The organism is Phaeodactylibacter luteus, assembly GCF_007993045.1.
GTDB classification, from domain to species: domain Bacteria; phylum Bacteroidota; class Bacteroidia; order Chitinophagales; family Saprospiraceae; genus Phaeodactylibacter; species Phaeodactylibacter luteus.
Genome location: NZ_VOOR01000050.1, coordinates 1 through 20,261, shown reverse-complemented (window position 1 = coordinate 20,261; position 20,261 = coordinate 1). Strand labels below are relative to the sequence as shown.

Here is a 20,261-nt window from a genome sequence, read left to right as displayed (position 1 = left end):
CACCTGCTATGTCTTTAGCACCTCTTAAAATCCTGATTGTTGAGGATAACCTCTCTTTCGCCCTTGAGCTGGAGATGCTCCTTGATGAAATGGGCTATACCGACACCCTTCGCGCCGACCACTCCGGCACCGCACTCGACTACATCTACAGTCAGGAGCCCGACCTTATCCTGATGGACATCGACATCAACGGTAACCTCAGCGGGCTGCAACTGGGGGAAAAGATCGCCCACCTCGACATTCCCGTCCTCTACATCACTGCCCTGCAGGATGCCCCCTATCAGGAAGCTTCCCGGCAGTCCAATACCATTGGCTATCTGGTGAAGCCGGTACAACCACTGACCCTGCGCTCCGCCATTGACCTGGCTATACACAAAGTCAAATCTCAAAAAGCTGAACACAAGCCCCTCCATTCCGGCGAAGATATAGCGCCTTTCATCGCCCGCCGTTTTTTCTTCTTCAAGAAGCGGCATATTTATTACAAAACTGATGTGTCGGATATTGTCTATGCCTCTTCTCATGACAACTACGTCAAAATCTATATCCACAAGAACGAGGTCTTTACGGTACGGACGACGATAAAAAACCTGGAAGACCTGCTTCCCGAGCACGATTTCTTGAGGATACACCGCCGGTTTATCGTAGCTGTTGCACACATTGAAGCCATCAATTTTCAGGACAGCACAGTGCTGATCGCTGCCACGGAGCTGCCCGTCAGCCAAACCAAACGGCAGGAGCTGGAGGAGCATGTCCGCAAGTTGGGATAGCACAATGATGGCCCAACGGGAAGGGGCCTTCCCCTGCCTGACGGCAGCGGTCGCTATGCTGCGGGGCTCGCTATCCGCTCGGCCCTAACGGGCTGCCACCCCTCCGCAGCGCTAGTCCGGTCACGCCCAATAGCCTGAGCGATTGTGGCTACCCCCAAAGCTGCCCCTGCCAGGCACAACCTCCTATAGCCCAAGCTCCAAAACAAGCCCTAAGCCCCGTAGGGGCGGCACCTTTTATCCAATTTGCCAATTTTCAGCCCCTTCTCCATCCCATTGCCTTTCAAGCAAGCTTCCCCCACTCTCCTCAAATCAGCGCATCCTGCAAGCGCTGTACAATCATCGCAGCTATCCTACGCACAGCCTCCCCCTCTACCCCGAGGAAGGTTTGGTATTCTTCCAGCGTAAACTGCCCGATAACCAAGCCGAGCAGCTGAAACCGCAAACGCTTGTCCTTGCTGACGCTGTGCGCGATCTGCCGGGCTTTGTCCTCGGGCTTCATCCCGGAAAATGGCACCTTGCGCTTGTCCATCATATGCAAAAACACAGCAGACAACAGCTCGTGCTGCATTTTCAATACGGGCCGCAGGGTCTCATTCTGAAACTGCTCTGCAATCGAGGTGGCCGTGCCGGCAGTGGCCACTTTAGGCCGGATAGAGGTACGGGATGGCGTCATGTGGGTATCGTTGAGGTACCACAATAGAAAAAATATCCCCAAAAAAGGTTGCGCCCAATGCGTATATTGTTTTATCTTTGCAGTCGCAAAGCGAAAAACGGGCAGAAAGCCTGCAGCTCGTTTTGGCAATTGGCGTGGTAGCTCAGCTGGTTAGAGCGCGTGATTCATAATCCCGAGGTCGGGAGTTCAAGTCTCCCCCACGCTACGATTTAGCCCTGTAAACCCTTGGTTTACAGGGCTTTTTGTTTTTAGGAACCCCAAATATACCACCAAAAAAAAAGATTAAAAAAAAACCGTGCCCGCAATTAAGCAGGCACGGCGCACTATTCTGAACCAAAGTTAAAAAATAAAAATGCTTCTTATTGCTCGTCAAATGCTTTGTAATCCGGGTTAGCGGAATGCAAAAGCATTTTTTCGTTCAGGAAAAATTCAGTGGTCTTTAGCCCTTTGACGGTTCCCACATCTTTACGGCCCAGGAAGGGGACAAGCTCCGGGCGGGTCTGCCTGATCTTTGCCATGTTTATCCCGGCATCGTGGTAGATGTTGGACAGATTCAGCAATTGTACTTCCTGCCTTAGCTTCTCAATAATCGGCTTCAGCTCCGGTTTGTGTACCATCATTGTGTTGCGGCGCTCGATCTCGTTTTGTTCGGTGGCGGTGACGGGCACGGTCTTGAATTGCTGGGCGGTATCTGACCAATAGCGGCGGGGGTTCTCTGTGCCCAGTTTGTCAACGGCTTCCCAGGCTTCGGTAAGCCCTTGCACTTCATCGGGGACAAAGCCTAACGCAGATTCGGCAAACTCCGGTTTGATCTTCAGCTTTCCGCCTTCCAGCTTCAGCCATAGCCCAAAGGCTTCCTGTTTGATTTTCTCCCTTAGCTTGCTGCGCTCCATCCAAAAATTGGTCTGGGGGTTGTGGCTGAACAATAGGAACTGTTCAATGTCCGCGTACAATACGGATTCCTTCCGGTACAACTTGCAAACAGCGTGCCGGAGGGCTTCCAGGGCTTCCGCCTGTTGTTCCCTGCGCTCCCGCAAAGCCTTTATTTGCAGGTCTGTTTTGTCTTGCCTTACTTCAAAAACTGTTGGTTCCAGAACTTTCATATTACAAATATTTATAAATTAATAAAAAACGTAATTCGAAACGGCTTTTTTAAAATTGCCTGCAAAGAAAAAATAAAAAACCTAACTGATTGAAATTCAATGCATTTAGTGTTTGGCTTTAAAAGCCTGGGCGAAGCAGTAAAACCGCTGATAGCGTTAGATACCCGACTTCGCCTGTCCGCTTTTGCAATTGTGCCCCATAGAATGGGGGAAAAATGCAGGGGCGGTAGAGTAACAGCCCGCCCCCGCTTCATTGAAATTAAGAATTGTCAACATCTTAATAGGCTGGACCTTTTATGGTCTTGCTGCGGGTCCAGTCCTTCATTGTCTTTCGGAATGCCTTTTCCGCTTCCCGTTGCTCTGGGGTCTGCTCTGCGGTGGTGCCTTCATTGACTGCCCGGAGGAATTGTACCAATGCTTCCTGGGCGGTGCTGTTTAGCTTATTGAATTGCTCAATTAATTGCTGTTCCATGTTGTGTCGTTTTTTGGTTCGAAATGGTCAAGCCCTTTGGCTTCCAGGTGGCGGTAAACCATGTGCTGTATATAGGTGGACAGGCTCAGCCGTTGGTTGAATGCCAGGCGCTTCAGTTGTGCCTTTACGTGTGGCTCAATCCTCACGCTTAGTTTGTCTTCCTTTCGTCCGCCTTCCCGGCTTGGTGCCCCTACCATAGTTTATAATTATCTGTTGGTACAAATGTCTGACCTTGTCCGGCAATATGAAAGGACAAGGTTTTGCACCTGCTTTGATGCGCTGCCATAGCCTGTAAATCAATCCTTTACGTTTTGGCGGCTCACTCTGGGCAGGTGTGGCGGGCGGTGGCTCCATCGCTTCCGGCTCCGGTGCCGGGGCGCTGCGAAGTTCCAGGGGTGCCCCTTCCGGCTCTGGTCTGGGGCGGGGGCGCATTCTGTTGATTCCTAAACCTAGTCCTAGCTTCATAACTGTAAATCAAATTTGTGGGTTAAAAAATGGTCTAACTGTTCCAGGGCAATTGATACGGCTTGTTTCTCCTGATCTGTCTGGGGGCAGAGGTTCCAGGAAGCGGGCAAACCGTCACTATCCATCAATTGGCTGTGTGTGCCGTGCTTAAAGTTGAAGGTTTCCCACTGCCAGCCAGGCGGAAGGGTAAAGCCTTCCTGGGCTTCCTGATCTGCCTGGGCGGTGTTGCTCCGGCGCTCCAATAATGCAGGAATGTAAAAATCTGCTATGTCGTCACCTTCCTGTATTTGCTCCGGCGTGGCGTACTGTTCCAGTTCTTTGAAAACCGATACCTGGGGGCAAATGTGGGCAATATTACGGGCGGCTTCTTCCCAGTCTTCAAAGGCGTTCAGGTCAGGGTATAAAATTACCTTACGTCCTGTCAGGGCATGGTAAACGGTTGGGTTTGTCTTCCAGCTCGCCCCGCTTTTCCCTCCGGTAGCAATCCAAACCTGATCTGGCTTAATAGATGCCATTATCATAGCCGTTTTTTCACTTTCAACAATGGCAACGGGGGCGGAAGGGGCGGCGCTCAAAAGGTGTTCCCCAAAAAAGCACTGGGTAAGGTTTCCATTTGGGAGTAACTGTTTACCTATTATTCGTGTCTTGCCCTTGATTCGTTTGCCTGTGTGCGGGTTGTAGGCTTGCAACTTCAGGTTGCAAGCCTTCCCGGCTTTATTGATCTGCCAGAAAACGGGGGTAAGCCCTCCAAAGTCTTCCCACTTCTTTGAGGTGCCCAGCTTGTAAAGGTCAGCCAGGCGGGCGGCTTCAGCTTCGCCAAACAGCTTGACCAGGAAGCGGAAAAAGTTGTTGCGCTCCATCTTTTGCCGGGTGCGCTCCAAATATCGGGGCGGTATGTAATCCACTGGGGGTGGCGGCGGTGTGTAGGTCTTCAGATGTTGATCTGATTGCAGCCAGGCGCGGGTTTCCTCCGTGGGGTTATCCAGGAAGTATTGGCGGGGCGTGTAATGATAGCCACATTTGTTTTCCCGGTTGCATTTACCAACGTGCGGTGCAATGTGCTGCCCGGTCTCGGTATCAATATACCGGGTGAACTCCCTGGGCTTGCTACAGCCTGGGCAGCGGTGCCGGGTGCGGCTCCCTTTGTACGGTTCCAGAATAAATTGGTGTTGTGTGGTGGTCATATTCGGAAGGTTCGCGGGTCAATAAACAGAGGTGCGCGTACCCACCTGACCCAACCCACCTACCTATATAGGGGTTGGGTTGGGTGGGGTCACTCATTTACAGGCGCGCGCTCGGTGGTTACATCGGTCAATAATCGGTACATTTTGGCGTTTCTGTACCCGCTAAAGACTTCCAGCCAGGCGGGCGGTTCCTTCTCTAATTCTTTAAGCCTTCTTTCTACCGTTTTTTCGCTTGCCCAATCTTTAGCATCAGGCGCTTTACCTTCATTGATTTCTTTAAAAATTACCTGTATTGCATCATTACGGCTTATTTCTCCATTCTCAGCCCTTTCCAATGCCCAGAAAAGTTCGTCCTTTACTTCCGTTACAGGCGCTTTTTCCTGATGTTCCTGGTTTACTTCGGCTACCAGTTCCGGCGGGGCAATTATTAACCCGTTAGCCTGTGGTGAAAATGTAAGGTTAAGCGGGGCGGGTCGCTTTCCCCTTCTCAGCTTCCTAAACTTGACCTGTATCAATTCGGAAGGCTCACCGTTGCTTTTCTTCTTAAACCCGATCTGCAAAGCGGTACTGGCTTTATTCATTGCTTCCGTGCCCAGGTGTCCACGTGCTTTCGCTTCTATGCCTCCGGGGTTTTCGTGGATAATCAGAATGAAAGTACATTCCTGATCTTCGCACAGATTGCCTATAAAGTCAAAAAGCGCCATTGATTCCCGTTCGCTGTTAAAACTGCCTACACAATCAGTCACAACGTCCAATAAGATTACCAGGTGTTGTTTGGTGGTTTCCCTTATGTGCGTAATCCAAGTTTTGAGGATTTCCAAACGGTCTTCCCTGGGGAACGGCTTTAAGGATATGTATTTGAAGTTGTCCGGGTCTTCCTTTTTGTTGTACCCTGCTTTGCCCTTTATGCTTTGGATTGCAAAGGGCAGTTCGTCTTTTAAATTTCGCTCGGTATCTACCAGGGCAACGGCGGGGCGTTCCATCGGATTTTTGGCAAAGCCTACAAAATGGTCTTTGTGTACTTCCCGCCTTTTGAGCAAAAGAGAAACGAATAATTCAGCCAGGCGGCTTTTGTGGCTGCCTTCCCGCCCCTGTATGGTATTTATAGTGTACTTTCTGATTACGGGAGTTTCTCCAAAGCTTATGATTTCAGGGGCAAATTGTATTTCGGCTTTGCTGGCTTCCCTCAATCGTTTCTCAATGGCAATGAGTTGTTCCAAATAGCCCCCCTTATCGTTCGCCTGGGCGGTGCTGATCTTGTTGGGCGGGTCTTGGCTCGAATGTGTGTCAATTGCTTGATCTAAGCCCTTTATTACTTCGCTATTTGCGGGCAATTCCGATTTATTGTATCTTGCGTTCATCATCAATGTTTGAAGGTTTAAAGACCTGATAACTAAATCAATAGCCTGCCTGTGGTGCTACACAGGCAGGCTTAATTTTTGCGCTCTATTCAATCTGGTTCTGTTCAATGTATTCCAGCAATTCCGAGCGTTTGAAACGTACTGAAGATGCAATACGGTAGCCCGTCAGCTTCCCAGTGTTGTAAAGGTTGTCAATAGTGGAGACAGAAACGTTTAGCAGTGCCCCCGCTTCCTTTTTGGTAAGCAGGGGGTCGTTTATTTCCTGCTCTTTTGCCAGGCGTTCCCATTCATTGAGGGCAGCGGAAACAGCGATCTGGGCGGCTTCCTTTACAATCTTGCTGGCTTCGTGTTCAGATAGTACAACGATACGGGTCATTTAACTTTGGTTTTAAGGGTTCTAAAATTGGCGGCTCACGGTCACGGCAATGCCTTCCTGTTTCAATTGCGCCACTATCATTTCATTGAGGTAGTCCGTCAGGTTCATGCCCTTGCGCTTGCCCAGCTCTTCCATAATGGCTTTTAGCTGGCTGTTGGTGCGAAGGGAAATTGTTACGTCCTTCACATAGTGGGCTTCCTTAATTGTGACTTGCTTGGTCATTAGTAAATGATTTTTGTGTTAAAAAATTGATGTTTCAAATGTATTGGCGTTGGTCATTTTTTGAAAGGACAAGGTTTTGCGGGCAATTTCAGCCCTAAATACTTGCTGCCTTTATTTGATTGCAAAGCCTGTTAAATCTCAGGACAACTGTTTTTCGGCTCAATGTGCCTTCAGCCCAGTATTGGCGGGGCTTTCAGCCCGAAATACGATTGGCTTAACGAAAGTCAGGGAAAAATTTGCCTGTTAATTTCCAGGACAACCGTTTTTCGGCTCAATGTGCCTTCAGCCCAGTATTGGCGGGGCTTTCAGCCTGAAATACGATCCCACCAAAGAAAGTCAGGAAAAAACTTGCCTGTTAATTTCCAGGACAACCGTTTTTCGGCTCAATCTGCCTTCAGCCCAGTATTGGCGGGGGGTACAGCCTTAAATACGATTGCGTCACCGATTTTTCAGACTTTTTTCCTGCTCTGCCGTTGCTGCTTCATATTCCATGCCTTCATAGTGGGCTGCCAGTATGGCTTTGGCGGTCAGTTCCCGTATCAATTCGGTTATCAGATAGCCGTTTCCTGTCATCATTGAAGACTGTTCCTTTAACCCAGGCAGGAAAAGCAGTTCTGTGATAAGGTCGAATAATTCGGAAGCCTGCATTTTTTCCAGGTGCCCACAATTACGTTCCAGGTCTTGAATATCTTTGTTTGTCATTGGTCTGAATGTTTTAAAGGTTGGTAAAATGCGTTTTAATAAAGGCTTTAAGCTCCCGGTTTGCCTTGATAAACTCCGGGTGTGACCTTGATACGTCCATCTTCCGGCGGAGGTCATCCAGTGCGGTTTGGTTTCCGCCCGTGGCAAGGTATATCCGCTTCAGCCAGGCGAAGTTGTCAGAGTCGTACAAATCGGTATTGAGCAAAAGCGGCACGGGGGGCAATAGCTCCTTATCAATTGTGGGCGTTGGTGCTGTTCCGTTCAGCTTCGCCACTTGCTGGGCGGCTTCCTTTCGTGTGGGGTGGTCGCTCTCTGGGTGCCACTTGCCGGAAGGGGAATGAAAGCCAACGGTGAAAAGGGTGGGTTCGGTCTGTATGTAAACGTACATGGTCAAACTGTTTTGAGGATGAATAGAATAAGCAGCACGGCGCAACCTATCAGTGTATCGCGTAAGATGTTCCGCCCTTCCTGCTTCAGCTCTTTACGGTCGGTCTGTATTTTCACTTTCATGCCTTCCGCTTTGTGGCTTCCGCCTGGTTAATCAAATTGGTGTAATGCTCCACCCACTGGGCGTTGTTGCTCACAGCGGCGGCGGTGCGCTTTGGTACGGCTTTGCCTTCCTTTTCATACCGGAGGGCTTTTTGTTGGTGCTTGCCCAGGCGCTTTTTGTATTCCTTCAGCCGTTGTTTGAGGTGCCGGAGGTCGGGCGTTTCATAGCTGCTTTTCGTGTGCGGCTCCGGTGTTTCCGGTTCGTGTTTCGTATGTGGTGTTCGTGCGTTATAAAGGGCACGGGAAGTATTGGCGGCTTCCGGGTCTGTGTTGGCTGTCTTAAATCCTATCTGCCGGCGCTTTGGCTGTATGTAAATGGTGTTGTCATCGTCTTCCCCTTCCACCTGCAAATTGATAACGATGTTTGCCAATTGGGTGGGGTCGTACAATTCAGCGGGGCGGGCGGGCAGTGGTGCGGCGGGGGTGTTCTCGGCAAAGGCGGTGATCTTTGACCGGAGGGCGTATTGTACCCGTTCCCGGAGGGCTTCCCAGGCTTCCACCAATGCGGGCGGGTTTACATCGTATTGGGAAAGCTCCACTGTTTCCGTTATCCCGCTGCCCTTGCGGTGGATACGTTCCAAGACAACGGAAGCGGCAAATACCATTAAAGCAACCACGGTAAACCACCCCAGCCCGCCCCCATAGGCGGCAACGGTGGCGGCACGTTCGCCCGCTGCGGCTTCATTTGCTGCCTTCACTTCGCCCGCTGCGGTGCGGCGGTCTTCCTGGGCGGTGCCCAGGGCGGCTTTGTAGTCACTGCGGGCAGTGTTGAGGGCTTCCGCTTCCTGGGCTTTGAGTGCTGCCAGTGCGGCGGCGGCTTCCGCTTCCCGGTCTGCTATCAGTTGGCGGGCGCGGTCTTTCTGGGTGCCGTAGCTGTCACCCGTGCGGCGCTCCCGGTTGTACCAGTTGGAAAGCTCCCGTTTGGCGGCGTTGACCTTCCCGGCTCCGGCGGTCTGGGCGGCGGTGATCTGGGCGGCGTACTGTTCAACAATAAGGGCGCTATCATTTGCCCAGGCGGAAGACAGGCGGACGGCTTCAGCTTGGTAAATACTGTCAGCCTGGGCGGTGGTCTGTTCCGTAGCTTCCGGCGTAAACTCGTTTACTATCGTCTTTGAGTTGCGGAAGGAAAGCAGGGCGGAAGCGGTCAACAGTACGGCGGTCAGTATCCAAATACTGACGGTCATTGCCAAATGAAGCCCTTTGTACCTGCGGTAAAGTATCGCGTCAACGGTCTGCGGTGCCAGCACTCGCAAACCTAGTTCAATGATAGCGGTGCCGATAATGGCAACGGCGGCGGCAAAGTAAAGGGCAAGGGTAGGGAAGACGGGCAGCAGGGCGGTATAAGCGGCGGCGTATATTCCGCCAACTTCTGTAAGCCCTGAAACGATCTGGGCAAATAGCCCGCTTGCCTTGATTGATCTGGCCAGACGTGCGTACACGTCGAAAAATGCGCGCTCCTTTGGCGCACTCTGTACGGATTTCATAACTTTAACGATTGTTATTATTGACAATACCCGCCCGCTGGTGTGACTCGCCAAAGTACCTTCCAGCGGTGCGGGTTTTTACTTCCGTGATTATTCGCGCTTTTTCAGCACTTCCAAAGCCATTTTGGCAAACTGCCGTGCGGCTTGTTCCTGGCTTATGTCGATGTATTCAAAAAACTGCTTTTCGGTGCTGTGCCCTGTGATCTGCATAAGCAGGGCGGCGGGTATTCCGGCTTCCCAAAAGTTGCTGGCAAAGCTCCGGCGGGCGGCGTGGCTGCTCACCCGTTCCCATTTCTCCACTATTTCCGCTTTGGTGTCTCCACCTTCGGAGTATATGCGCTGAAAGCGGCTATCTTTTAAAGCGATTTTGCAAACGGTCTTTATATCCCGGTTAAAGTGCTGTATTGAAATTTCCGGCAATTGATAGCTGTATTTTTCCAGTATGCCAGCCAGTACGGGGAAGACGGGCACCACAACCCGGTTTCGTACTTTCTGGGTGAGGATCTGTATCAATTGCCCTTCCGGTTCCTCAATGATGTTTTCCCGGCTCACCTTATGCCAGTCAGAAAAGCGGGCGCCTGTAAAACAGCCTACCAAAAACAAGTCCCTGGCACGTTCCAGGCGGGGCGTATCGGAAAGGTCAACGGCTGCCAGTTGTTCCAGCTCGGAAAAGGTCAGCCGTACTTTTGCGGTGGTCTTTGTACGGCGAAGCCCAAAGCCTTTCTGGGTGTAAATGCGGTTGGAGTGTAAGCCCCGTTTTTCTGCTTCCCTCAAAAACTGTTTGGTGACGGCTAATATTTTCGCGGCGTTGTTCTGGGAATGGCTCCGGGGCGGGGAGTAAAGCCAGTTGATAAAGTCGCTTCGGAACTGCCAATTTATATCTGAAAAGTCCAGGCTGTCTTTGCCCTGGGCGGCTGCAAAATCCCGGAGGTGGTTAAAGACTGTTAGGTATTTCTTCCAGGTGCCCCGCTTTGCGTTGGGCTTGTTTTGCTCTGCCTCAATAAACTGCTCTACAAATTGAAATAGGGTAGTGGCTTTGGTATTGGGGTCTTCCACCCTTCCGCAACGGATTGCCATTTGTTGTTTAAACAGCTCCGGGGTTAATGCTCTGCCATAGTCATATTCCACAAAGATTTCCTGGGCGATTTCTGAAAAGCGTTCCAGGCGTTGGTTTATATCCCGGTGCGCATCTTCTTTGCCCCGTACTTGCTTTACCTGTTGGCGCTTCGGGTTCCAGTGCTTGATTTCAATATTGATAGAGGTGGAAAAGTGGGTACGCTTCCCGTTCACATTGAACCGTAATTGTATCAGGCATTGACCGTTTGGGCGGCGGTTAATGATCTGGAAACGGGGAGTGGGTATTTTAGGACGGTATGGCTTCATTTATCCGTTGTTTTCTCAAATATACGAACACCTGACCAAACCCCAAAACTGTAAAACAAAACCGTTTTATTTTGCTGCTATACGTTTAAAATATTATTCATAATATTGATCTTCAATAATATAAATAATACACTTTATTTTAATATTACGTGTGTTCAAAAATCCCCCACGCTACGAAAAAGCCCCTCAGCTCTTGCAGTTGGGGGGCTTTGCTTTTCCCCTTCAGCTCTAGTGGTCTGTCAAGTGTTAATTTATGGGTTGAGTGGGAGCGAATTTTGAGGCTAATCAAGGCGGATGTTCCCGCGCATAGCAGCGCTACGTAAGGGGTTGTCCAACGAAGAGTAGCCTCAAAAGTCGCCGCAGGCAACCCCTAGTTTTAGCCTTGACAGACCACTAGCCCCCTCCCCGGTTTAACCACATCTTAACGCAGCCCCCCTTTCCTTAACACACTTTAAAGCCGTCTTCTTTGTTGTACAAACTGGATTTAGCCCCCTGAAAAACAACGGTTTGAAAAGGGCTGAAGCCTTTTGCTCAAACAAACGGAGATTGCTATGAAAAACGTCCTCATCCCCTTGGCTGCATTGGGCATCCTGCTTATCGCACTTCCCCTGCGGGCACAATACTTTGGGCGCAACAAAGCTCATTACGAAACCTTTGACTTTGAGGTGCTCCAATCCCCTCATTTCGACTTTTACCATTACCTCGACAACCCCGAACGGCTGAAAGCATTCGCGCAGGAAGCAGAACAATGGTACCGCGCCCATCAATACATACTGAAGGATACCATCCACAACCGAAACCCTTTCATCCTCTACAACGACCACGCGGATTTCCAGCAGACCAATGCCATCTCAGGCAGTATCGGCGTAGGCACCGGAGGGGTGACCGAAGCGCTCAAAAACCGGGTGATCATGCCCTTTGCGCCCTCTCATCAGCAAACCCACCACGTGCTCGGGCATGAGCTCGTGCATGCTTTCCAGTACAACATGATCCTCAATGGCAGCGATTCGACCAACCTCTCTAGCCTCAGGAACCTCCCGCTTTGGATGGTAGAGGGCATGGCCGAGTATATGTCGATCGGGCGAGTAGATGCCCATACGGCCATGTGGATGCGCGACGCCGTGCTCAACGATGATGTCCCTTCCCTGGATGACCTCAACAACCCCAAGTATTTCCCCTACCGCTATGGACAGGTTTTTTGGGCTTTCCTGACCGGGCTGAAAGGGGACGAGATCATTGAGCCCTTCTTCACCAGCGTGGCCAAAAGCGGGTTCGAACAGGCTTGCCAACAAGTGCTGGGCATGTCCAAAGATAACCTGTCAGCGCTTTGGGTGAGCGGCGTAAAGCGCCACTTCGGTGCCACTTTCGATACGGCCCTGACCGCAAACCGTACCGTGGGCAAGCCCTTACTCACTGAAGAGACTGCCGGGCAGATCAACATTGCGCCAGAAATCAGCCCCAATGGCCGGTATGTCATCTTCTTATCAGAAAAGGACCTCTTCTCTGTAGATTTATTCCTGGCTGACGCCCGGACCGGTGAAATCCTCCGGAAGGTGGGCAGCAGCCGAAAGTCAGCTCATATAGACGACTTCAACTACATCGAGTCTTCTGGCACCTGGTCGCCTGACAGCAAGCAGTTTGCTCATGTGGCTTTCAGCAAAGGGCGCAACATCCTCTTGATCATTGATGCAGCATCTGGCAAAACCGTGCGGGAGATCAAGCCGGAAGGGCTGGAAAGCTTTAGCAACCCCGACTGGTCGCCCAATGGGAAAGAAATTGTAGTGGCCGGCCTGGTGGAAGGGCAGCCCGACCTCTTCCTCATCAACCTGCGCAATGGGAAGCTCGAACAGCTCACCGACGATGCCTATTCTGAGCTCCACCCCAAATGGTCGGCAGATGGCAGCCGGCTGGTTTTCTCTTCTGACCGCCTTTCGCGCCAACGGGGGCGCACCAATGGCAAATGGGCTTTCAACCTGGCAGAGCTCGACTTGGCCAGCAGGCTGCAGGAAGACCTCGGCCTTTTCTCAGGCGCTGACAACCTCAACCCGGTCTATGATACCGCCGGGCATATCCTCTTCCTCTCCAACCGGGACGGCTTCCGCAACCTCTACCGCTACCAACCTGACAACGGGAAGGTTTATCAGCTGACAGACCTCGTCACTGGCATCAGCGGGATTACGCATTACGCGCCGGCCATCAGCATTGCAAAGCGGAGGGGCCGGGTGCTGTACACCTACTTTTCGCAAAACGGGTACCGCATCTACCGTGCCCGCCCTGAGGATTTCCTCAGCCGGGAGGTCGAGCCTGATGCGGTCGACTTCACCGCAGCAACCCTGCCCAAGTTCAACAAACAAGCTACGGCCCATGTCGACCACATTTTGCAACAGCTCAGCCCAGCGGCCGGCCTTCCCGACAGCGCCTTTTCGACGGTGCCCTATAGGCCGCAGTTCAAGCTGGACTACGTGGGCGGCAGCGCCGGGGTAGGCATAGGCGCTAGCCACACCTTTGGCACTCAATCGGGCCTGGCCGGCGGGGTGGATATGCTCTTTGCGGATATCCTGGGCGACAATCAGCTCTACAGCAGCCTGGCGCTCAATGGAGAGCTTACCGACTTCGGCGGTGCTGTAGCTTACCTCAACCGGAAGCATCAGCTCAATTGGGGCGCCTCCTTTTCCCATCTGCCCTTCCGGAGCTTTGCCTACCGCGGCGGCGGCCTAGGCAGCTATGAGATAGGTGAAGACATGGCCATCCCTGTCTATGCTGATACCTTCCTCGTGCAGCGCATCTTCGAAGACAAAGCCACCATATTTGCCGCTTACCCCTTTTCTGCCACGCTGCGGGTAGAGGGGGCCGCCTCCTATGCCCGGTACAGCTCCCGCCTTGATCAGTATACCAACTACTATGAGACCGATGGCTTTTTCGTTGGCCGGCAGCTGGGCCAGGAGCGGGAAAAACTGGGCAGCGGGGCAGGGTTCAACCTTTGGAACACCGGCCTTGCCCTGGTAGGCGACAATACCGTATCGGGCTTGGTCGGCCCTTTGGACGGGCAGCGGTTCCGCCTTGGCGCGGACCGCTACTTCGGTGAGTTCGACTATTACCTTGCCACGGTTGATTACCGCCGTTATAAGTATTTCGGGAAATTTGGCCTGGCATTCCGGGGCATCCACCTGGGCCGCTACGGTGAGGGGAGCGATGAGATCTACCCTTTCTTCGTAGGCAGCTCTTGGTTTGTGCGCGGCTACAACACCAATGGGGCAGGGGCCATCCTATCGGAAAACGGGCGGAGCGTGGAAGAGCTGTTCGGCAGCAAGATGGCCGTGGCCAACTTTGAGGTGCGCATCCCGTTTACGGGGCCGGAGCGCCTTGCGCTCATCAAATCGGGGCTTTTTCTTTCGGAGCTGACGCTGTTTGCCGATGCAGGTGTTGCCTGGAACGACTTCAGTCAGCTCGGCGGGCCAACTTACCGCAGGGATGCAGAGGGCAATGTATTGAAAGGCCCTTCTGGCGAGCCCCTGATCGATCAGCTTGGGGCAGCGCCCATCATCAGCACCGGAGTTGCGATGCGGGTCAACCTCTTTGGGGCTATGGTGCTCGAGCCTTACTACGCCTTTCCGCTGCAGCGGGAAGCCAAAGGCACTTTTGGCCTCAATATCATCCCTGCCTGGTAGGGCGCAACAAGGGGCCGGGGAAAGCTGCAAAAGCTGGCCTGCACAAAGTTGTAGGCCAGCTTTTTGCTATCCGGCTGAGCGGGCTCTGACAGCAGCACCTGGCTTTTGTCTGGGCCAGGCTAGGTCAGTGCAGGACTAGCGCTGCGGAGGGGTGCCAAGCCCGCAGGGCCGAGCGGATAGCGAGCCCCGCAGCATAGCGACCCCCGCCTTCAGGCGGGGGTAGGCCCCACAGCGCTTAAAACCATTTTGGGCCAGCATCGGTAGCGGGCGGGTCTATCCGGTTGAACAGCAGGTTGAGCCCGATCCTAAGGCTTGAGCTGTTGCTGTCTTTGGGCTGAAAGACGGTGAGGATGTTGTCGGTTGCGGCCATGAGCTGTACCGGCCCTAGCTTGAAGGTGGCGTTGAGCCCAAGGTTGTCGAACCGGCGGTCCCGGTAGGCGAACAGGGCGCCGACATTGAGCATGCTGAGGACTTGCAGGTTGGTGGAAAGGGCTGCTGCTGTGAAGGTCTGCCCACGGTAGCGCTCGCTGTAAAAGAGCCCGCCGACGGTCCAGTTTTCGCGCAGTTGGAGGGTGGCGCTGAGGTACATGCGGCGGGGCAGTGCCATTTCGTAGCTCTCCTGCGTCTCCTTCACCTCGTAGATCTGCTTTAGGGTGTCGAGCACCGACCCAAAGCTGGTGCTGTCCTCAAAAATGCCCTGTGCAAGGTCTAACCCTTCGTATTCGTAAACGCCGTTCAAGCTGTAGTTGCTGACGTCTTCGTCCCAAGTGATCTGCCCAATATCCAAGAGGCTGGCAGAGAGATCGAGCTTGCCTAGATCGATGCGGGCGCCGATGTCAAAAGCGAAGCCGTTGTTGCCCGTCGTCAGCTGATCGAGGGAGAAGCTGGCAAAGTCGAAATTGGCGCGGACATCATCAAAGCCGTTGTAATTGATGGAAGCAGCGGTATTGAGCCGGAAGTCGGCATCAAGGGTAAGCGCATAGATCTCGTCGTCGGTCCGCAGCCGGAGGCCGCTATTGGCTGTGCTGACACTTCCTGCGCCAGACAAGAACTTGACCCGGCCGCCGACCTGTACCCACTTGGCGAGATCGACCATGGCGCCTACGGCAAATTCTTGGTAGGCGTAGATGTCTGTCTGTGGGCCGAAGCTGACTTCCTGCCCAATGAACTGTGCATTGCCCTGCCAGATGAGCTGAGGGAGGGCCTTGGGGTAATCCAGGTAGGCGTTGAAACGGAAGGCATGGGCAAAGCTGAGCCCTACGGGCCCTAGGCGGAGCCCCAGGCTTAGCGTCTCCAGGTCAAGCTGTTCGCGTATGCGGTTTTGACCCTCCAAAGCGGCTATGCTGCTGTTGATGTCAATGACCTGCTGTCCGTTGGCATCGGTAGTGAAGAGGGTATTATAGGTAAGGTTTTCTATCCAAAGGCTATTGTAGACGCCGGGCAGCCCAATGCTCACGCCGTAGTCGGGGTAGAGGGCGGGGTTGGTGCGGTGGGCTTGCCAGGTGTGCCTCATGAAGTGCGTGCTGAGGTCTTGTTGAGCAAGCAGGGCGACATTGGCTAGGGTGGCAAACAAGAAAAAGAGTACTTTTTTCATAAGTCGGTTTTGTGCGGGCCAGCCCCGCAAAGCTCGATAAAGTGTTTTCAAGGGGCAGGCCTAGGGATTGCGCCGGCTAAGAATTGCGCCGAGCTTGATGTCCACCCCTTGGTCGGCCAACAATTTCACCTGCTGCGCGCCGTCGCCGGTAGTGGTAAAGCTGGCCACGATGATAATGCGGCTTGTAGGCTTGATGCGGCTGAACCGGCCCTCCGGGAAACCGATGAAAGTGGTCTGCACGGCCGTTTCCGTGGAAACCCCGTCTTCGTCAGCGGCTGCGCCATCGATCACGAGCTGCTCTTGTGCAAAGAGCGAATCGAGCACCTGCCCGGCCTCGTCTAGGAAATAGCCCTGCAGGGCCACCTTGAGGGGCAGCTCATTTTCGGAAACGAGCTTAAACTCGGCCGCATACGCGCCATCGCCCAAGTCGCCCAGCCCCAGCTCGAAAGTATCGCGGGCGAGGAAACTGACAGCACTGCCGTACAGCGGGAGGTCCACTTCTATATCCACTTTGTAGTAGCTGCTGTCGGTGAGGAACCCCCTGATGTCCGTATTGCCGTCGGGGTGAGTCAGGGCGTCCACGTCGTAGTCGATGGCCAGAGGGCCAGCGCCGAGGATCACGTCGATATTAGAATTGTCTTTGTTGAAGACATAGTCGGCCACAACCGTCTGCCCCGCTTCGTCCAATCCAGGGTACTGGAAGTCGATGCCATTGTCTATGAGCTCCCCTTCCAGAGGAAGGATATCCCCCCTTACAGTGAAGACATTAAAGAGGTTGACCCGGGAGCGGGTGGGTATGCCGAAGGAGTTTTCGATGCGGAAGGTGACGGTAGGGTCTGCAAAATAGATATCCCCGTTCACCCAGTTGTCGAAAAAATCAATGATGATGGTATCCCGGCCTCCTTTCTGCTCTTCCTGCCCGAAGTAGCCTTCCATATAGGAGAAGGCGAGGTTGGAGATGGTCAGGCCGCCGAAGGCGACCGAATCTGGGCCGACGCCTTCGCGTATCAGCTCATATTCTACGTAGATGGAGTCGGTACCGGCAGCCGGCAGCACTTCATAACCAGAAAGGTCTTTAGGGTTGAGCAGGGTATTGTAGAAGGGCAGGTTGCTACCTCCATTGTACCCGGGCGCCTGGCCGGTGAGCTCAAGCGGCTGCCCATCTTTGTACACGTCTGGCAGGCGGAGGGTGACAGTGACGGGCTCCGGGTGGGGGTTCTGAAAGCCCCAGGAGAGCTGGCCGGACTTGAAGATCAGGCGGTCGAAGGAGGTGCCCTGTGCGGTAGCCAAGGGCAGCCCAAAGCGGTTGGCCAGCAAGGGGACCAACTGCCCGCTCAGGGACTCGTTGATACGCTCGAAGAGGGTATCGCTATTTTGGGTGATGACATCGCCGAAATACTCAAAGTGGATCACCCCCTCTTCGTCTATCCGGAGGGTAGACAAGTCGCTGGCATTTTTCAGGGCATCGCGGATGGTCAGCCTAGAATTGGCTATGGGCAGGGCATAGTCGGCATCATAAACCGCGCCCGAGGTATCTTCAAAATCATCGAAAGATTGGCAGCTGGCAAGCAGCAGCACCAAAGGCAGTATAAGCAGGCCGTATTTCATCATTTCCTTTTCTTTTACAAGCGAGTGGGTTGTGATTGTGCCATAGGGGCTTTACAGCTGCTACGGGCAGCAAAACGTACAGATAACTCCTGAGGCAGGTGGATTATTATTCAGGGCGGGCGGCCCGGGGCCGTTGCTTTCCCGTTTTTTGATAGTTGATGCGGAGCATACTGAAGCGCTTGAGGCTCGCTTCGGGCACAAAGATACCGAAAAAATACCTTTGGCAAAGATTGCCTTGGGGCCGCACTGAAAAATCAGGGGGTATTGTCAGCTGCCATACTTCCACAGGCCGGCCGCACATATGTACGCCAACTTCACTATCTTGGCACTTGAACCAAAAGCAGCAACCCCGCATGGTACAGGCAGAACCACATTCCCGGCTCATTGCGCAAGGGCAGCAGTATGTGCTGCGGCTGTACGGCCAAAAGCAGGATACCCGGCTGACCTTCCACAATTACGCACTCTCGGAGGAGCTGCTGTCGGAGTGCGGCAGGCTGTGCGCAGAAGAGGGGCTTGCGCCCGAGGTGGCGGAGCAGGCTATGTTGGCAGCTTTGTTCTACCCTATCGGGCATACTTTCGACTACGAAGCCCCGGCCCCTTACGCGGTGAAGCTCGCCCGGCAGTTCCTCGAGCACATGAAGTGCCCGGAAGAAGCACAAAAGGGAATACTGCATGCACTGCAGCGCGCGCTCCGGCTTGAGCCCCCGGACACCGCAGTGGGCCGGGTGTTGCAGGATGCACTCCACAGCCTATCTTTTTTAAGCGAGCCGCCCCGTTCCCCTCTGCTCAGGCTAGAGCTGGAGCTGCTTAGGGGGCAGCCTTTCACCAAGGCCTCTTGGGCCAAATACTGGCTCGATGCTCAGCTGCGCACCAAATGGCATACCCGCTACGGGCAAGCTGTGCTGCAGCCCCGCCTGGCCAACGCCATTTATCAGCAGCGGGCCGAGGTGGAAAAACGGCAGGAAAAGGAGGAAGTGCTCGAAGGGCGGTACACTGCCCTGGAAAAGAAAATCCCGGTGCGCGGGGCACAGACTTTCTTCCGGACCAACTACCGCAACCACATCAACCTCAGCGCTATTGCCGACAACAAAGCCAATATCATGATCAGCGTGAACGCCATTTTGGTATCTGTGCTGATTACGTTCCTATCTTATCGCAATATTGGGGAGAACGACCCCAAAATCCTCTTGCCGGTCATTGTCTTCCTGGTCACCGGGCTGGCGTCCCTCATTTTCGCGGTGCTCTCGGCCCGGCCCAAAGTCACCCGGCTCAACCCTAGCGGGCAGGCATCGGAGGCTGCCCGGCAGAACCTGGTCTTCTTTGGCAACTTCGTTACGCTCGAGCTTGAGGAGTACGAGGCGGCTATGGATGAGCTTTTCCAGGACGCTGAGCTGCTGTACGGCAATATGGTGCGCGACCTCTACTTCCTGGGCAAGGTGCTGGACAAAAAGTACCGCTACCTATCGATTTCCTACACCATATTCATGGTGGGCTTCGCTGCTACAGTGCTCAGCTTTTTGGCGTTGCTGTTTGTGTAAGGGCGCAAAACAGCTGTCCGTCAGACTTGGGGCCTGCCCAGCTTGCTTCGCGTGATGGGCTTGCCCCCTCCGCAAGGATAGGGGCCTGCCCCTGCCGCAAGGATGGGGCCTGCCCAACGGCAGGTGCCGCTATGCTTCGGGGCTCGCTGCCCGCTCGGCCCTATCGGGCTTAGAGCTTGTTCGGATTTTGCTTTTGGAGCGAACGCAGCCAAATTTTGCCCTGATCGAGGCGTTCTGAGGGAACATAGCCTTAGCTACGTGACCGAAGAACAACGAAGAGCAGGACAAAATTTGGCAAGAGCAGCCCGAAGGGTAAAATCCAAACAAGCTCTAATACCCCTGCGCAGCGCTAGGCCAGTGCCAAGGGGGGGCACTCCCCCACCGGGCAGCCGCACTGCCCTACCGGCAGGCTGTTTTTTTTCTATTGGCAAGTAGGCAGCATTGTGGCCTTTTTGTATATTGTAGCATTGCCTCGGCTGTAGCTTGGCGCGCCGGGCGCTGCAAGCAGGCAGGCTCAGCCTGGGGCAAAGTGGAAAAAAGAACGGCAAATTGGGGGGATAAGGCGTATGTTACCGAGTTGTACCACATTAAAAAATCGAAATGAATAAACTTTTGGTAATATTATTTATAGGAGTTCTGACAGTAAGTTGTTCAGACAATTCAATTGAAAAGAAAGGATTTCAAGTAAGTGAAGTTTCAGAAGATGAAAGCGGACAAAAAGTGGTTGGGCTCAAAATGGACTCTCTAAACCTAGAAACAAGACCAAGAAACGTACTTCTGACCTTTAACGCTGAACATAGACTGACGCCCATTTACAAAGTAAATTACAATAAGAAAACTAAAAAGCCATTTACAGGTTCAAATGCTTATCACACTAATTGGAGTGACAATTACGGTGATGGAAATAAATGGAACAACAACTTTATGCCGGGTTTTGAAGCAGTCTATGGTTATAATTTCGTCAATGTTTCACACTACAACAACTCGACAAAAGTTGAAAACAAACTTTTTGATGAACCAGTTTTAATTAAAACCCTTTACTATCCTGCTTTTTCAAAAGACACTTTGAATTACAAACCAGTAAATAGGGATTATTATATGATTTCAGTTTA

General features: G+C 53.0%; 18 protein-coding genes and 1 tRNA gene. 5 read left to right on the top strand and 14 right to left on the bottom strand.

From position 1 onward, the window contains the following. Nucleotides 1–8 precede the first annotated feature (8 nt). Nucleotides 9–767 (top strand): LytR/AlgR family response regulator transcription factor, encoded by a 759-nt coding sequence (locus FRY97_RS18150; protein ID WP_147168989.1) that lies wholly within the window; start codon nucleotides 9–11, stop codon nucleotides 765–767. A 304-nt stretch (nucleotides 768–1,071) separates the two neighbouring features. On the opposite strand, the gene FRY97_RS18145 is transcribed toward FRY97_RS18150, so the two are convergent. Further along, nucleotides 1,072–1,440, bottom strand: coding sequence for a glyoxalase (locus FRY97_RS18145; protein ID WP_147168988.1), 369 nt, complete (start codon nucleotides 1,438–1,440; stop codon nucleotides 1,072–1,074). 131 nt (nucleotides 1,441–1,571) lie between these two features. On the opposite strand from FRY97_RS18145, the gene FRY97_RS18140 reads away from it, so the two are divergent. Then, a tRNA-Met gene (locus FRY97_RS18140) sits at nucleotides 1,572–1,645 on the top strand. 154 nt (nucleotides 1,646–1,799) lie between these two features. On the opposite strand, the gene FRY97_RS18135 is transcribed toward FRY97_RS18140, so the two are convergent. The 11 genes from FRY97_RS18135 to FRY97_RS18085 all read right to left on the bottom strand — a co-directional run bounded on the left by FRY97_RS18135 (nucleotide 1,800) and on the right by FRY97_RS18085 (nucleotide 10,741). Further along, on the bottom strand, nucleotides 1,800–2,543 hold the full coding sequence (locus tag FRY97_RS18135; protein WP_147168987.1) for a hypothetical protein: 744 nt from the start codon (nucleotides 2,541–2,543) through the stop codon (nucleotides 1,800–1,802). A 277-nt stretch (nucleotides 2,544–2,820) separates the two neighbouring features. Next, complete coding sequence (locus FRY97_RS18130; RefSeq protein WP_147168986.1) at nucleotides 2,821–3,015, bottom strand: hypothetical protein; 195 nt, start codon at nucleotides 3,013–3,015, stop codon at nucleotides 2,821–2,823. Next, nucleotides 3,000–3,212, bottom strand: coding sequence for a hypothetical protein (locus FRY97_RS18125; protein WP_147168985.1), 213 nt, complete (start codon nucleotides 3,210–3,212; stop codon nucleotides 3,000–3,002). Before FRY97_RS18125 ends, FRY97_RS18130 begins: the two co-directional genes overlap by 16 nt. A gap of 264 nt (nucleotides 3,213–3,476) precedes the next feature. Then, nucleotides 3,477–4,664 carry a DUF6371 domain-containing protein gene (locus FRY97_RS18120; RefSeq protein WP_147168984.1) on the bottom strand — a complete coding sequence of 396 codons (1,188 nt, stop codon included), beginning with the start codon at nucleotides 4,662–4,664 and terminating at the stop codon, nucleotides 3,477–3,479. Between the two features lie 89 nt (nucleotides 4,665–4,753). Then, a complete protein-coding gene (locus FRY97_RS18115; RefSeq protein WP_147168983.1) occupies nucleotides 4,754–6,028 on the bottom strand; it encodes a hypothetical protein in 1,275 nt (424 codons plus the stop codon). Nucleotides 6,029–6,110: 82 nt separating this feature from the next. Then, entirely contained in the window at nucleotides 6,111–6,401 is a 291-nt protein-coding gene (locus tag FRY97_RS18110) for a helix-turn-helix domain-containing protein (protein ID WP_147168982.1), read from the bottom strand. A 21-nt stretch (nucleotides 6,402–6,422) separates the two neighbouring features. Continuing rightward, the gene (locus FRY97_RS18105) at nucleotides 6,423–6,623 is read right to left on the bottom strand and encodes a hypothetical protein (RefSeq protein WP_147168981.1); all 201 of its coding nucleotides are present in this window, start codon (nucleotides 6,621–6,623) and stop codon (nucleotides 6,423–6,425) included. 438 nt (nucleotides 6,624–7,061) lie between these two features. Next, entirely contained in the window at nucleotides 7,062–7,325 is a 264-nt protein-coding gene (locus tag FRY97_RS18100) for a hypothetical protein (RefSeq protein WP_147168980.1), read from the bottom strand. 13 nt (nucleotides 7,326–7,338) lie between these two features. Continuing rightward, on the bottom strand, nucleotides 7,339–7,713 hold the full coding sequence (locus tag FRY97_RS18095; RefSeq protein WP_147168979.1) for a hypothetical protein: 375 nt from the start codon (nucleotides 7,711–7,713) through the stop codon (nucleotides 7,339–7,341). A gap of 118 nt (nucleotides 7,714–7,831) precedes the next feature. After that, the gene (locus tag FRY97_RS18090) at nucleotides 7,832–9,358 is read right to left on the bottom strand and encodes a hypothetical protein (RefSeq protein WP_147168978.1); all 1,527 of its coding nucleotides are present in this window, start codon (nucleotides 9,356–9,358) and stop codon (nucleotides 7,832–7,834) included. 90 nt (nucleotides 9,359–9,448) lie between these two features. After that, complete coding sequence (locus FRY97_RS18085) at nucleotides 9,449–10,741, bottom strand: site-specific integrase (protein WP_147168977.1); 1,293 nt, start codon at nucleotides 10,739–10,741, stop codon at nucleotides 9,449–9,451. Nucleotides 10,742–11,292: 551 nt separating this feature from the next. Between FRY97_RS18085 and FRY97_RS18080 the strand changes: the two genes are divergently transcribed. After that, nucleotides 11,293–14,409 carry a basic secretory protein-like protein gene (locus FRY97_RS18080; protein WP_147168976.1) on the top strand — a complete coding sequence of 1,039 codons (3,117 nt, stop codon included), beginning with the start codon at nucleotides 11,293–11,295 and terminating at the stop codon, nucleotides 14,407–14,409. Nucleotides 14,410–14,644: 235 nt separating this feature from the next. Here FRY97_RS18080 and FRY97_RS18075 read toward each other — a convergent pair whose 3' ends face one another. Together FRY97_RS18075 and FRY97_RS18070 are read right to left on the bottom strand one after the other, a co-directional pair. Continuing rightward, nucleotides 14,645–16,003 (bottom strand): DUF5723 family protein, encoded by a 1,359-nt coding sequence (locus FRY97_RS18075; protein WP_147168975.1) that lies wholly within the window; start codon nucleotides 16,001–16,003, stop codon nucleotides 14,645–14,647. 60 nt (nucleotides 16,004–16,063) lie between these two features. Continuing rightward, nucleotides 16,064–17,614 (bottom strand): hypothetical protein, encoded by a 1,551-nt coding sequence (locus FRY97_RS18070; RefSeq protein WP_147168974.1) that lies wholly within the window; start codon nucleotides 17,612–17,614, stop codon nucleotides 16,064–16,066. Nucleotides 17,615–17,964: 350 nt separating this feature from the next. On the opposite strand from FRY97_RS18070, the gene FRY97_RS18065 reads away from it, so the two are divergent. Then, a complete protein-coding gene (locus FRY97_RS18065) occupies nucleotides 17,965–19,149 on the top strand; it encodes a Pycsar system effector family protein (protein WP_147168973.1) in 1,185 nt (394 codons plus the stop codon). A gap of 600 nt (nucleotides 19,150–19,749) precedes the next feature. Then, on the top strand, nucleotides 19,750–20,261 hold a 512-nt coding region (locus FRY97_RS18060), incomplete at its 3' end, for a hypothetical protein (RefSeq protein WP_147168972.1).

What these genes read in the sequence shown, in the direction of transcription:
- FRY97_RS18065 (WP_147168973.1), top strand. Translation starts at nt 17,965, where the DNA reads ATGGTACAGGCAGAACCACATTCCCGGCTCATTGCGCAAGGGCAGCAG.
- FRY97_RS18105 (WP_147168981.1), bottom strand. Translation starts at nt 6,623, where the DNA reads ATGACCAAGCAAGTCACAATTAAGGAAGCCCACTATGTGAAGGACGTA.
- FRY97_RS18145 (WP_147168988.1), bottom strand. Translation starts at nt 1,440, where the DNA reads ATGACGCCATCCCGTACCTCTATCCGGCCTAAAGTGGCCACTGCCGGC.
- FRY97_RS18115 (WP_147168983.1), bottom strand. Translation starts at nt 6,028, where the DNA reads ATGATGAACGCAAGATACAATAAATCGGAATTGCCCGCAAATAGCGAA.
- FRY97_RS18090 (WP_147168978.1), bottom strand. Translation starts at nt 9,358, where the DNA reads ATGAAATCCGTACAGAGTGCGCCAAAGGAGCGCGCATTTTTCGACGTG.
- FRY97_RS18135 (WP_147168987.1), bottom strand. Translation starts at nt 2,543, where the DNA reads ATGAAAGTTCTGGAACCAACAGTTTTTGAAGTAAGGCAAGACAAAACA.
- FRY97_RS18080 (WP_147168976.1), top strand. Translation starts at nt 11,293, where the DNA reads ATGAAAAACGTCCTCATCCCCTTGGCTGCATTGGGCATCCTGCTTATC.
- FRY97_RS18110 (WP_147168982.1), bottom strand. Translation starts at nt 6,401, where the DNA reads ATGACCCGTATCGTTGTACTATCTGAACACGAAGCCAGCAAGATTGTA.
- FRY97_RS18150 (WP_147168989.1), top strand. Translation starts at nt 9, where the DNA reads ATGTCTTTAGCACCTCTTAAAATCCTGATTGTTGAGGATAACCTCTCT.
- FRY97_RS18130 (WP_147168986.1), bottom strand. Translation starts at nt 3,015, where the DNA reads ATGGAACAGCAATTAATTGAGCAATTCAATAAGCTAAACAGCACCGCC.
- FRY97_RS18085 (WP_147168977.1), bottom strand. Translation starts at nt 10,741, where the DNA reads ATGAAGCCATACCGTCCTAAAATACCCACTCCCCGTTTCCAGATCATT.
- FRY97_RS18125 (WP_147168985.1), bottom strand. Translation starts at nt 3,212, where the DNA reads ATGGTAGGGGCACCAAGCCGGGAAGGCGGACGAAAGGAAGACAAACTA.
- FRY97_RS18070 (WP_147168974.1), bottom strand. Translation starts at nt 17,614, where the DNA reads ATGATGAAATACGGCCTGCTTATACTGCCTTTGGTGCTGCTGCTTGCC.
- FRY97_RS18100 (WP_147168980.1), bottom strand. Translation starts at nt 7,325, where the DNA reads ATGACAAACAAAGATATTCAAGACCTGGAACGTAATTGTGGGCACCTG.
- FRY97_RS18075 (WP_147168975.1), bottom strand. Translation starts at nt 16,003, where the DNA reads ATGAAAAAAGTACTCTTTTTCTTGTTTGCCACCCTAGCCAATGTCGCC.
- FRY97_RS18095 (WP_147168979.1), bottom strand. Translation starts at nt 7,713, where the DNA reads ATGTACGTTTACATACAGACCGAACCCACCCTTTTCACCGTTGGCTTT.
- FRY97_RS18120 (WP_147168984.1), bottom strand. Translation starts at nt 4,664, where the DNA reads ATGACCACCACACAACACCAATTTATTCTGGAACCGTACAAAGGGAGC.